A 12,374-nucleotide genomic window follows, 5' to 3' on the forward strand; every position below is an offset into this window, starting at 1 on the left:
AATCCACACCGAACCGGAAGGCCCTCACCCGTTCAAGACCCCTCAGCCGAGACCTGGCCCACCCGTCCACAACCTCCCAGGACAGAACACCTAGGCGGCGAACCGGTGTGGTCCGGGCGCCGTCAGCCCAGTTCGAGCGTGGTGACGCCGAACACGCGCTCCTGCGCGTGCGCGCGCACCGGGCCCGTGTACATGCGGGCCGTCTCGAACGAGGCGACGAGTCCCGCCGCTTCGGCGAGGGCGACGCCGGCCGTGTTGGGCTCGGGTACGTCGAGGGCGATCTCCCGGCCGGCCGCCTCGGCGGTGAGGGCGGCGAACAGGGCGCGGGCGTCCTCGGCGGTGTCCGCGAACAGCGGGCCGATGCGCAGGGTGTCATGGCCGGGGCGGATGACGCCGTAGCCGGTGAGGCGGCCGCCGTCGTGGCGGACCACGGCGTGGTGGCCGGGGCCGGTGAGCCACTCGGCGAGGAAGCGGGGGCGGTCGGCCGGGGAGCAGGCGCCGTCGTAGGCGGTGAGGGCGGCCAGGTCGCCGGGCCCGGCCCGGCGGACCCCGGAGGGGGTCTCGCTCTGGGGGGCCGGTCCGGTGAACCGGATGGTGCGGTAGGCGAGTTCGAAGCCGGACTGGCGGTAGTTGTCCTGCTGGGCGACGACCCCGTCCAGGCCGACCGTGCGGTCCCCGGCGTGGGCCAGCGCGGTCTTCCAGGTGGTGAGGCCGTGCCCCTGGCCACGCAGGTCGGGCCGTACGAGATAGCAGCCGAGGAAGGCGTAGTCGGAGCCGTAGTTCACCACGGAGATCGCCGAGACCGGCTCCCCGTCGATCCGGCCGAGAAAGAACCCCTCGGGGTCCTGGGCGAAGAACGCGGGCCCGTCGGACAGTCCGGGGTTCCAGCCCTCCGCGGCCGCCCATCCGCTGATCACCGGCCAGTCGGCGAGGGTGGCCTGGGTGACGACGAGGTCATGGGGGGCCGGAGAGGTCATCGGCGCGCTCCGTTTCGGTCGGGGGTCATGGCTGACCTGCCGCATCCTTCCGGATCAACGGGGGCCGCGCCATGGGGAGATCGGCCGTTGCGCAGGTGTGCCGGCCGGCCCGGTCCCTCGTCCCGGCGGACCGGCCGGTGCCCGCTCGCGCGTCCGGCGGGCGGGCCGTACGCGCGGGCGGGCTTGGTACGTGCCGGTCGGCGGCCGGTCAGCGGGTGCCGCCCTGCCGGAAGCGGCGGTAGAGGACGCCGCCCGTCAGGAGGAGCGCGGCGCTGACCGCGGCGGCGGGGGCCGCGAGGTCCGTGCCGGTGTGGGCGAGGGTGGTCACGGTCCGGGGCGGTTCTTCCACGGGGAGCGGGGTGTGCCGGGGGTGCGGGGCCGGGTGGGCCGGCGGGGCCGACGGGGTGTGCGGGGTCGGCGGGGTGTGCGGCGCCGGTGGGGTCTGCGGGTGGCGAGGGACGCGGGGCTGGTCGCCCGGGCCGTTCACCGAGGTGTTGCCCTGCACCGGGTTGGCCACGCCGACCACATTGACGCTGTTGCCGCTGATCTGGACCGGTACGTCGACCGGGAGCTGGACGCCGTTGCCGGAGACCACTCCGGGCGAGTCCTGGGCGCCGCCGTGCGCCGACGCCCCGCCGGACGCGGAGGCACCGCCCGTGCCGCTGCTGCCGCTGCCGCTGCCGCTGCCGCTGCCGCTGCCGACGCACCGGTTGCCCGCGGCCGGGTTGAGCAGTCCGACGACGTTCACGGTGTTCCCGCACAGGTTCACCGGCACCTGCACCGGGAGCTGGATGCCGTTGCCGGAGACCAGTCCGGGCGAGTTCTGCGCGCTTCCGTCGGCGCCGGACCCGGCGGCCGCGAAGGCCCCGGACACCGGGAGCGCCACGGCCAGCGCGCCGGAAGCGGCGACGGCGGCGGCGGCGATCACACCGTTTCGGGTAGCCCGTCCCATAGGTTCCCTGCCTTCCAGACATCGTCGCGGGCCATTCACCCGCACCCTGTAAAACGCAGGCGAACCGTCCGAGTTATGGCCAATCGGTCTTTCACCCCATCGAGTGGCACAGCTATCGAACCGCATGGAAAGCACACTGAATGATCACCAAAAGGGATGGAGAGAGCGAAGGGTACGGCACCCGGTGCCGTCCCGCTCGTCCGGAGGCGGGCCTTCCGGGGCCCGCTTAAGGTGATCCGAGGGCGTCGGCCCCGGCCCAGGACGGGCGCGCCCCAGGAGGCGATCGATGCTGGCCATGCTGTCCACACGGTCCGCCGTGCGGCGCTGCACGGGGGCCGGACTCCTCACTCTGGCGCTGCTCGGAGCCGGGCTGCCCGCGGCCGCGGCGACCCCGCCGCAGCCCGACCTGTCCCGGTTCTACCGGCAGAAGGCGGTGTGGGGTGCCTGCGCGGGCCCCGACATGCCCAAGGACCTCCAGTGCGCCAAGGTGACCGTGCCGCTCGACTACGCCCGGCCCACCGCGGGCACTCTGGACCTCGCCCTGGCCCGCTATCGCGCGACGGGCCCGTCCCGGGGCTCGGTGCTGCTCAACTTCGGCGGCCCCGGCAGCTCGGGCGTCAGCGAACTGGCCTCCGCAGGCAAGCAGTTCATGGACCTGACCAACGGATACGACGTGGTCGGTTTCGACCCGCGCGGCGTCGGCCGCTCCTCCCCCGTCAGCTGCGGCGAGGGCACCGACGAGGCCGCGACGGCGACGGACGGGACCGCCGACCTCGACCATCCGCAGGCGCTGCTCGTCCAGCTGCAAAAGGCCGCCGCGGCCTGCGCCCGGAACTCCGGCCCGGTGCTGCGCCACATCGGCACCGTGAACGCCTCCCGCGACCTGGACGTGATCCGCCAGGCGCTCGGCGACAAGAAGCTCAACTACCTCGGCTTCTCCTACGGAAGCCGGCTCGGCGCGGTGTACGCGGCGCAGTTCCCGCACAAGGTGGGACGGATGACGCTGGACGGCGTGGACACCCTCACCGAGCCGCTGTCCGAGCAGGGCATCGCGGGCGCCGAGGGGCAGCAGACCGCACTGGACGACTTCCTGGACTGGTGTACGACGGATCTCGCCTGTCCGTTCGGGCAGGACCGGCGTGCGGCCGGCGACGAGGTCGTACGGCTGGTGCACTCGCTCGACGAGCACCCGGTGCCCACCGACTTCGGCGGCTCCTTCTCCGGCCAGGACCTGGTGGGCGCCATCGGGCAGGCCCTCTACAGCAAGCAGATGTGGCCCCTGCTGGAGCGGGCGCTGGCCTCGCTCACGGAGGACGGCGACACCCGGGGCGTGCTCGCCTTCTCCACCGGCGGCATCCGGCTCCCGCTCCGGAGCACCGGCGCAAGTGCCGGCCAGCGGCGCTACCCGGTCCACGGCGGCCTGACCGATCCGCAGCACGTCCCCGCGGACAACCTGCCCGCCGCGCTGATGGCGATCGACTGCGCCGACGACCCCGACCGGCCCACCGCCGCCCGGCTCACCCGGGACCTGAAGGAACTGCGGGCCGCGTACGAGGAGGCCTCGCCGGTCTTCGGGCGCTACCGGCTCATCCAGCTGCTGATGTGCTACGGCAGACCGCGGGGCACGGACTTCATCCGGGACCGGGTCAAGCAGGTGCACTCGGCGAAGATGCTGCTGGTGGGCACGCGCGGGGACCCGGCGACGCCGTACCGGTGGACGGAGGAGACGGCCCGGCGGCTCGGCCCGTCGGCGGTGATTCTCGACAACAAGGGCGACGGGCACACCGGCTACTCCTCCTCGACCTGTGTGCACCACACGATCGACGACTTTCTGCTGTACGGCACCCTGCCCCCCAGCGGCAGCTCGTGCCCGGCCGACGGCGGCGACTGGAGCGCCACCATGGACGGCGCCGGCCGATGACCTCGCCGTCGCCGTCCCGCAGCCGGCCATGACCAGACCGGGAGGACCAGCATGCGTCCGCGCGCCTTCATCGCCGTACCCGCCGTGTCGGCCGCCGTCGCGGCCCTGCTGCTGACCGCTCCGCAGAGCCTGGCCGCGACCGGCCCCGGACACCCGGCCCGCTGCGCCGAGCAGGTGCTGGCGGTCCGGGCGAGGGCCGCCTTCGCCGACCCGACCGTGGTGCGGCTGCGCGTCACCAACCGCGGCGTCCGCGCCTGCGCCGTCGACCGGGCGCCCACGGTGACCTTCAAGGGCCTGGACGGGGCCGCGCTGCCGGTGCCGACGGGTGGTTCCGGCGGCTACCGGCTCGCCGCGGGCGGCACCGCCTACGCCGACGTACGGACCGTGGGCGACCCTGCGGACCCCGAGGCCCGCAGGGTGGACGCGCTCGGTGTGGCGGCGTCGGCGGCGCAGTCCGGCCGTGCCTTCACCGCCGCACGGCTGGGCACCGGCCGGCGGATCCTGGTGTGGGAGCCGGTGACGACGTGGTGGCAGCCGAGCGCGGCGGCCGCCGACCGCGCCATCGGACTGGGCTGACCGCGCTCTCAGCCGAGGACCAGCTCGGGTGAGTACAGGTCCAGCCAGCGGGCGAGGTGCAGGGTTCGCTCCAGGCCGTGCCGGGCCGGCTGGGTGGTGACCGGTGCCTCGCGCTCGGCGGCCTGCCGCACCCGCTCCCGGTCGACCAGGTCGAAGACGGCGTGGGAGGGGTCGGTGAGGAGGTCCTTGACCTGCTCCTGGAGGGCGCGGGCGTACCGCGGGTCCTGGGTGGACGGGTACGGGCTCTTGACCCGCTCGTACACCGAGCGCGGCAGCAGGTCCGCGGTCGCCTCGCGCAGCAGGCTCTTCTCCCGGCCGTCGAAGGACTTCAGCGCCCACGGGGTGTTGTAGACGTACTCGACCAGCCGGTGGTCGCAGAACGGCACCCGGACCTCCAGGCCGACGGCCATGCTCATCCGGTCCTTGCGGTCGAGCAGGCCCCGGACGAAGCGGGTCAGGTGCAGATGGCTGATCCGCCGCATGCGGTACTCGAAGTCGCTCTCGCCGTCCAGGCGGTCGATGGCGGCGACGGCCGTGCGGTAGCCGTCGGCCACGTACCCCGGCAGGTCCAGGGAGCGGGCGAGGTCGGCGCGCAGCACGTCGGTGTTGCTGCCGAAGTGCCGGGCGGACAGGGGGAGCCAGGGGAAGGTGTCGGCGCGGCGCGACTCCTCGTCGAAGAACTGGAGGTAGCCGCCGAACACCTCGTCGGCGGACTCGCCGGACAGGGCCACCGTCGACTTCTGCCGGACGGCGCGGAAGAGCAGCAGCAGCGAGCCGTCCATGTCGCCGAGGCCGGCCGGCAGATCGCGGGCGCGGATCACCTGGTCGCGTACGGCGGGGTCGGCGAGGGCCTGGGCGTCGAGCACGATGTCCTGGTGGTCGGTGTCGGCGAGCTTGACGACGTCGTGCACGAACGGGGTGTCGGGGGTGCCGCGCAGCTCGTCGGCGACGAAGTTCTCGGCCTGGCCGGCGAAGTCCACGGCGAAGCTGCGCACCTGCTCGCCGTGTACGCCGAGCTGCCGGGCGGCGAGCGCGGTCATGGCGGAGGAGTCGAGGCCGCCGGAGAGCAGGGTGCAGCGCGGCACGTCGGCGACCAGCTGGCGGCGCACGATGTCGTCGAGGAGCGAGCGGACGGTGGCGATCGTGGTGGCGCGGTCGTCGGTGTGCGGCCGGGTCTCGAGCCGCCAGTAGACGCGGGTGGTGAGACCGGAGCGGCCGACCGTGACGACCGTGCCGGGCTCCACCTCGTGCAGTCCGTCCCACACGGCGTGGCCCGGGGTCTTGATCTGGGTGAACAGCTCGCGCAGGCCGTCCGGGGTGACGCGGCGCCGGGCCAGCGGGTTGGCGAGTACGGCCTTGGGCTCGGAGCCGAACAGGACGCCGTCGGGGGTCGGGTAGTAGTAGAAGGGCTTGATGCCCATGCGGTCGCGGATCATCACGAGCTTGTCGTGCCGTCCGTCCCAGACGGCGAACGCGTACATGCCGTTGAGGCGTTCGGCGACCGCGTCGCCCCACTCCAGATAGCCGTGCAGGACGACCTCGGTGTCGGAGTCGGTGGTGAACCGGTGGCCGCGGTCCTGGAGTTCCCGGCGCAGCTCGGTGAAGTTGTAGGCCTCGCCGGAGTAGACCAGCGCGACGGTTCCCGCGGGGGTGGCGAGGGACATCGGCTGGCGGCCGCCGGGGAGGTCGATGATGGCGAGCCGGCGGTGTCCCAGCGCGGCGGGGCCCTCGGCCCAGGTGCCGTGGTCGTCCGGACCGCGGCAGGCCATCGTCTCGGTCATCGTATGCAATGTGGTGGCCTCGGCGGTCAGGTCGCGGTCGAAGGACACCCATCCGGTGATGCCGCACATGCGCTGCCTCCTGCCTCCGGTCCCCTGGCGGCCCCCGCTCACCTGCGCTTCGGCGGAGTGCGGAGACCGGCCCGGAAACCAGTTGTATCGAGCACCTATATGACGACCTTCCGTCAGGCGGTCGGGAGCGGTCAACGCTGCCGTCACATGGATGACGCTTTACCCCGCGTGTTTCAGCCGCGTTTTGCCTGCGGATGAGCAAGCGCTCTCCATGCCGGCGGACCGGAGCCGCCGGGAACCGGCCACAGCTAAAAAGTTGACCAAGTGCGGGGCGGGTCAGGCCGGTTCCGCCGTGTGCGCGGACAGGAACCGGTCCAGTGCGGCGGTCAGCTCGGCCGGCTTCTCCAGGGGCAGTTCATGACCCCCGTCCAGGATGCGGACGACCGCGTCGGGGCACGCCTTGGCCAGGCGCAGCATCTGGGACACGGGCAACTGGACGTCGTGGTAGCCGTGCACCAGCAGGGTGGGCATGCGGATCTCGGGGGCCCGGTCGAGCAGGTCGAAGGCGCGCATGGCGCCGTAGAGCGTCATGACGACCTCGCGCGGGGTGCCGGCGGAGGCACGGATCTGCGCGCGGATCTCCTCGCGCGGATACCCGGGCCCGAAGGCCCGCTGGATGTTGGCGGCGACGAACAGCTTGAACGGCACCAGGGTGGAGGCCGCCATCAGCAGCCCGCGTCCCCGGCTGTAGGTCATCCGGCCGATGGAGTTGACCAGCACCAGCCGTTCCACGCGCGCGGGATGGCCGAGGGCGAGGGTCTGCGCGATCATGCCGCCCATGGAGTGGCCGATCAGCACGAACCGCTCCACCCCGAGGTGGTCCAGGAGGGCCAGGACGTCCTGTGCCAGCTCGGCGATCGTGCGCACCCCGGCGCCGGTGCTCTCGCCGTGTCCGCGCAGGTCGAGCCGGATCACCCGGCGGCTGCCGGAGAAGTGCGCCATCTGGTGGTCCCAGCGGTGCCGGTTCGCGGTCCAGCCGTGGACGAAGACCAGGGGCGTCTCCGGGGAATCCCGGGGGCCCTCGTCGTCGTAGGTCAGGGCCGCTCCGGCGAGGTCGAGCTGGGGCATGGGGGTCTCCTGGGGCGGTCCGTGCGGTTCGGTTACTGACGGGTACGGTAACGGTCCGGGCGGCTCGCGTCACCGTCGTACCGCGGGAGAATTCACCAGCCCCGTCGCCGGTTTTACCCCGAATGCCGGACAGATGAATCGGTCCTATGGTGCTGTCATGGAGCACGCACTGAGTCCCGCGGCCCTCGCCGAACTGCGGCGTCCGCGTCCCTACCCGGCGGTGTCCGTGCTGACCCCGACACACCGCCGCGAACCCGAGAGCGGCCAGGATCCGGTCCGGCTGCGCAATGTGCTGGCCGAGGCGCGCAAGCGGCTGGAGTCCGACCCCGGCGTCACCCGCGAGCGGCGGGCGGAGGTCGAGGCGCAGCTCGACCGCGCCCTCGCCGAAGTGGACCTGACGCACGCCGAGGACGGCCTGGCGATCTTCGCCGCCCCGGGCGAGCACCAGGTCTGGTCCCTCGCCCGCAGCGTCCCGGAGCGGGTGGTCCTCTCCGACACCTTCCTCACCCGCAACCTCGTCGCCGCCCAGGCCGCCGAACGGCCCTTCTGGGTGCTGTCGGTCTCCTCGGACCGCGTCACGCTGTGGAGCGGCGGTGGTGACCGGGTCGTCGAGGAGCGCTCCGGGGGCTTCCCGCTCGTCCGCAGCCGGGAGAACTTCGACGCCGAACGGCAGCAGCGCATCGGGGACGTGCCGAGCGCCTTCAGCGACGCGGACACCCGGCGGTTCCTGCGCCAGGCGGACACCGCGCTGAGCACCCTGCTGCGCGAGCAGCCCCGGCCGCTGTACGTCACCGGTGAGGAGGCGGCCCTGGCCCTGCTGGACGAGGCCGGCAGCGTCGCCCGGTGTGCCGTACAGGTGCGCCACGGCGGCCTCGCGCACGCCGGCCCCGACGCCGTGTGGCAGGCGATCCGACCGGTCATGGAGGCGGAGTCGGCCCGGGACACCACGGCACTGCTGGGCGAGCTGACCTCCGCGCGCGGTCACCGGACCTTCGCCGCCGGACTGGACGAGCTGTGGCAGAGCGCCCGGGAGGGGCGGGTACGGCTGCTCGCGGTGGAGGAGAACTACCGCGTCGTCGCCCGTGACGTCGGCGCGCATCTGGTGCCCTCCGAGGCCGGCGATCCGTTCGCCCGCGAGGACATCGTGGACGAGATCGTGGAGCAGTGCCTGGAAACCGGCGCGGACGTCCGCTTCGTCCCCGACGGCACCCTGGGCGACGCGGACGGGATCGCCGGCGTCCTGCGGTACTGAGCCGGTCCCCCACGGCACCGACCGCCACTCCCCCGGCCGCGTACGCTACGGCGTGATCGTCGGCCGAGGGGAGTGCGCGCGTGGGTGACCTGCTGGGCGTTGCGGTACTGGGTGCGGGCCATATGGGCGCCGACCATATACGGCGGCTTGCTCATGTGGTGAGCGGTGCGAGGGTGGCCGCGGTGGCCGATCCCGACCGCGCGCGTGCCGAGGCGGTGGTGGCGGGCCTGACGGAGGTCTTGCTGCACACCGACCCGCTCGCCGCACTCGACGCGCCCGGGGTCGAGGCCGTCCTGATCGCCTCCCCCGGCCCCGCGCACGAGGAGGCGCTGCTGGCCGCGTTCGCGCGCGGACTGCCGGTGCTGTGCGAGAAGCCCATGGTGCCGGACTCCACCGGCGCGCTGCGGGTGGTGGAGGCCGAGGCGAGGCTCGGGCGGCGGCACGCGCAGATCGGCTTCATGCGCCGCTACGACGCCGAGTACCGGCGGCTGAAGGCCCTGCTGGACGGCGGCACCCTCGGGCGGCCGCTGATGCTGCACTGCACCCACCGCAATGTCTCCTCGCCGCCCGGCTTCACCAGCGCGATGCTCGTCAACAGCTCGGTCTCGCACGAGATCGACGCGGCCCGCTGGCTGCTCGGACAGGAGCTGACGGCGGTGACGGTGCTGCGTCCCGCGTCGTCGGCGGGCGCCCCCGAGGGACTGCTCGACCCGCAGTTCGTGCTGTTCGAGACCGAGCGGGGTGCGCTGGTCGACGTCGAGGTCTTCGTCAACTGCGGCTTCGGCTACCAGGTGCGCTGCGAGGCGGTGTGCGAGGCGGGCAGTGCCCGCATCGGCGACGCGCACACCATGGTCGTCACCACCGCCGGCGGCGCCCGGGAGGAGGTGGCGCAGGACTATCTCGTACGGTTCGCCGACGCCTACGACCGCGAGGTGCAGGCCTGGGTGGACGCCACCCGGCGCGGCCGGGTCACCGGCCCGGACGCCTGGGACGGCTACGCGGCCTCGGTCGTGGCCGAGGCGGGGGTCCGGGCGCTGGAGGCCGGCGGCCGGGTGGCCGTCGACCTCGCCCCGCGCCCGGACCTCTACGGCCAGGTCAGCCGCTGACGCTCGCGGCGCCCGTCTCCAGGTGCCCGGTGAACCGGCGCGACCAGGTCGCGTCGGAGTCGACGGTCACCGTGAAGTCGTACCAGCCGTTCTGGTACGCGACGGCGTTGAAGAAGTCCTCCGCCGAGCCGCCCGCGGCGACGGTGTAGGTCCACGGGCCGTCGCTGCGGTAGTGGTGGGAGGTGATGGTGAACTTCACCGAGGACGTACCGGAGTTGGTCATGGTGAAGTAGACGGCGAGCTTGCCGGTGCCGGGCTCGACCGCGTACCGGCTGTGCACCTCGGCCGAGCGGCCGGCCTGGGTGGCGTCGCCCCGGAAGCGGCGCAGGAAGCGGTTGGGGCCGACCAGGGTCAGGTCGTACGTGCCGTCGCCGAAGCCGGTGCCGATGTTGAAGGAGTCGGAGGCGGTGCCGCCCGCGTCCACCGTGTACTGCCAGGGGGTGGTGTCGCGGTAGGCGTTGGGGTGGAGGGAGAAGTGGGCGGCGCGGGTGGCCGGGCCGCCCTGGTTGGCCACGGTGATCCAGGCGAGGATCTGCCCGGAAGCGCCGAACTCCAGCCGGTCCAGGTAGCCGTTCGGCTGGTACGGCAGGGCGCGGGCGGGCCGGGTGCCGGACTCCTGGGCGGGCAGCGCGTTGTCGGTCGGCACCGGGTTGGGCAGCGGGCCGCAGGTGCCGATGCCGATCACGCCGGTCGCGGGCAGGGACACCGGGCCGTACACGGGGTTGGCGAAGTCGAAGACGCCGGTGAGGTCGCCGCTGACCTTGCGTCGCCAGGCGCTGATGTTGGGGCAGCCGGCCGGTGTGCCGAGGGCGGCCGTCCAGGTCTCCAGGAAGCGCAGCACCGAGGTGTGCTCGAACACCTCCGAGGAGACCCAGCCGCCACGGGTCCAGGGTGAGACGACGATCATGGGCACGCGGAAGCCGAAGCCGTAGGGCACGCCGTTGAGGAACTCGCCGGCCGTCCCGGCGGGCGGCGCCGGCGGGGGCACATGGTCGAAGAAGCCGTCGTTCTCGTCGTAGTTGAGGAACAGCACGGTCGAGTCGAACACGTCCCGGTCGGCGGCGAGGGCCTGGTAGACGAGGTTGACGAAGTGCGCGCCGTCGCCGGGCGGGGCATAGGGGTGCTCGGAGAACGCCTGGTTCGGCACCACCCAGGAGACCTGCGGGAGGGCGCCCGCGAGGACGTCGGCCTTGATGGCGGCGGCGATGTCGTCCGGGGTGGAACCGGTCGCCTTCGGCACCGAGGCCATCCCGCGGTCGTAGAGCGGGTCGCCGGGCTTGGCGCTGGTGAACTTCTTGAAGTAGGCGCAGCCGTTGTCGCCGTAGTTGTCGGCCGCGTTCTGGTAGACCTTCCAGGTCACTCCGGCGCTCTGGAGTGCCTCCGCGTAGGTCTGCCAGGTCAGGCCGGACTCGTCGCCGCCGTCGTAGGAGGTGGAGTCGACCTTGCCGCTCCACAGATAGGTGCGGTTGGGGCCGGTGGCGCTGAGGGTGGAGCAGAAGTAGGCGTCGCAGACGGTGTAGTTGTCGGCGAGGGCGTAGTGGAAGGGGATGTCCGAGCGGTCCAGGTAGCCGAGCGAGCGGACGTTGCCCACGCCCGCGACCCAGTTGTCCAGGCGGCCCTTGTTCCAGGCGGAGTGCTGCGAGGACCAGGAGTGGGGGAGGTCACCGCTGCACTGGGCGAGGGTCTCGCCGTCGGTGCCGCCGGCCGACGGGGTGGCGCTGAGCCTCCACGGGTACTGGCGGCCCGGTCCGTTCGGCTGGTCGAAGACCGAGTGGCCGCCGGCGAGGGTGATGCCGCTGCGGTCGCCGAAGCCGCGCACCCCCTTCAGCCGCCCGAAGTAGTGGTCGAAGCTGCGGTTCTCCTGCATGAGGATCACCACGTGCCGGACGTCCTTGATCGTGCCGGTCGCCGTGGTGGCCGCCGCGGCGGATGCGCGGGTGCCCGCGCCGCCCAGGGCCACGCCCGCCGCCATGGATGCGCCGAGCCCCACGAAGCCTCTTCGGCTGATCGGTGTCATTCGCCCCGTCCTCGTCACGGGAGTGCCCCTGCGGCACACCGCGCGCAAGGGTGCCCGCGGCGTCCGGCGAGGTCCATACCCGTGCGGTGAGGCGGAGGTGAACAAGAGTCAAAACCGTGCCGGGCGTGGCTCACACCCCGCCGAACAGGGCGCTCAACCCCCGCTCCACCACGCCCGCCAGGTCCTCCTGCCCGGCCGCCACCACCTCGTAGGTGCGCCCGAGGAAGCGGCGCAGCGCGGGGGCGGAGAAGTGCAGCAGCGCCAGCCCGTAGGGCGAGTGGAACTCCAGCACGGTCCGGGTGTGCCCGGAGGGCCAGATCTGCACGTCCCCGTGACCGGCCGGGGCCCGCAGCCCCTGGTCGAGCAGCGAGCGCGCGAAGGTCCAGGTGACCTCCTCACCGTCCAGGGCCGCCTCGGCCGGGAAGTCCACGAAGACGGCCAGCGGATCGTCGGTGGTGTAGCGAAGGGTGGCCGAGACCGGGACCTCCAGGTCGTCGGCGGTGACGAGGCGGGCCAGGACGGGCTGTTCGACTATGGTCTCCATGCCTTAATGGAGTGCGTGAGGGCCCTTCGCATGCCGCCGTTTCCGGTCAGACTTCGACATGTACAGGCCGTTGACGGCACCATGGAACACCAGCACGTCGAACACCTGGTT

10 protein-coding genes are annotated in these 12,374 nt (G+C 72.9%); 4 read left to right on the forward strand and 6 right to left on the reverse strand.

Annotated elements, in window-relative coordinates; translation table 11 throughout:
- Positions 1-122 precede the first annotated feature (122 nt).
- Positions 123-977 carry a GNAT family N-acetyltransferase gene (locus tag ACWCV9_RS13345; RefSeq protein ID WP_450786268.1) on the reverse strand — a complete coding sequence of 285 codons (855 nt, stop codon included), beginning with the start codon at positions 975-977 and terminating at the stop codon, positions 123-125.
- Positions 978-1,185: 208 nt separating this feature from the next.
- The gene (locus tag ACWCV9_RS13350) at positions 1,186-1,929 is read right to left on the reverse strand and encodes a chaplin (RefSeq protein ID WP_450786270.1); all 744 of its coding nucleotides are present in this window, start codon (positions 1,927-1,929) and stop codon (positions 1,186-1,188) included.
- Positions 1,930-2,215: 286 nt separating this feature from the next.
- Here ACWCV9_RS13350 and ACWCV9_RS13355 point away from each other — a divergent pair, with 286 nt between their 5' ends.
- Positions 2,216-3,850, forward strand: a complete 1,635-nt coding sequence (locus ACWCV9_RS13355) for an alpha/beta hydrolase (RefSeq protein ID WP_450786272.1) — start codon at positions 2,216-2,218, stop codon at positions 3,848-3,850.
- 51 nt (positions 3,851-3,901) lie between these two features.
- A complete protein-coding gene (locus ACWCV9_RS13360) occupies positions 3,902-4,426 on the forward strand; it encodes a DUF4232 domain-containing protein (protein ID WP_450786274.1) in 525 nt (174 codons plus the stop codon).
- Between the two features lie 8 nt (positions 4,427-4,434).
- Here ACWCV9_RS13360 and asnB read toward each other — a convergent pair whose 3' ends face one another.
- A complete protein-coding gene (gene asnB, locus ACWCV9_RS13365; protein WP_450786275.1) occupies positions 4,435-6,276 on the reverse strand; it encodes an asparagine synthase (glutamine-hydrolyzing) in 1,842 nt (613 codons plus the stop codon).
- Between the two features lie 276 nt (positions 6,277-6,552).
- The gene (locus ACWCV9_RS13370) at positions 6,553-7,344 is read right to left on the reverse strand and encodes an alpha/beta fold hydrolase (RefSeq protein WP_450786277.1); all 792 of its coding nucleotides are present in this window, start codon (positions 7,342-7,344) and stop codon (positions 6,553-6,555) included.
- A gap of 157 nt (positions 7,345-7,501) precedes the next feature.
- On the opposite strand from ACWCV9_RS13370, the gene ACWCV9_RS13375 reads away from it, so the two are divergent.
- Together ACWCV9_RS13375 and ACWCV9_RS13380 are read left to right on the forward strand one after the other, a co-directional pair.
- Positions 7,502-8,596 carry a baeRF3 domain-containing protein gene (locus ACWCV9_RS13375; RefSeq protein WP_450786278.1) on the forward strand — a complete coding sequence of 365 codons (1,095 nt, stop codon included), beginning with the start codon at positions 7,502-7,504 and terminating at the stop codon, positions 8,594-8,596.
- An 80-nt stretch (positions 8,597-8,676) separates the two neighbouring features.
- Positions 8,677-9,702, forward strand: coding sequence for a Gfo/Idh/MocA family protein (locus ACWCV9_RS13380; protein ID WP_450786280.1), 1,026 nt, complete (start codon positions 8,677-8,679; stop codon positions 9,700-9,702).
- On the opposite strand, the gene ACWCV9_RS13385 is transcribed toward ACWCV9_RS13380, so the two are convergent.
- Complete coding sequence (locus tag ACWCV9_RS13385; RefSeq protein WP_450786281.1) at positions 9,692-11,719, reverse strand: phosphocholine-specific phospholipase C; 2,028 nt, start codon at positions 11,717-11,719, stop codon at positions 9,692-9,694. The two genes, ACWCV9_RS13380 and ACWCV9_RS13385, sit on opposite strands and share 11 nt — an antisense overlap.
- Positions 11,720-11,849: 130 nt before the next feature.
- Positions 11,850-12,263 (reverse strand): SsgA family sporulation/cell division regulator, encoded by a 414-nt coding sequence (locus ACWCV9_RS13390; protein WP_450786283.1) that lies wholly within the window; start codon positions 12,261-12,263, stop codon positions 11,850-11,852.
- Between the last annotated feature and the right edge of the window lie 111 nt (positions 12,264-12,374).

Source organism: Streptomyces sp. NPDC001606 (assembly GCF_053596835.1).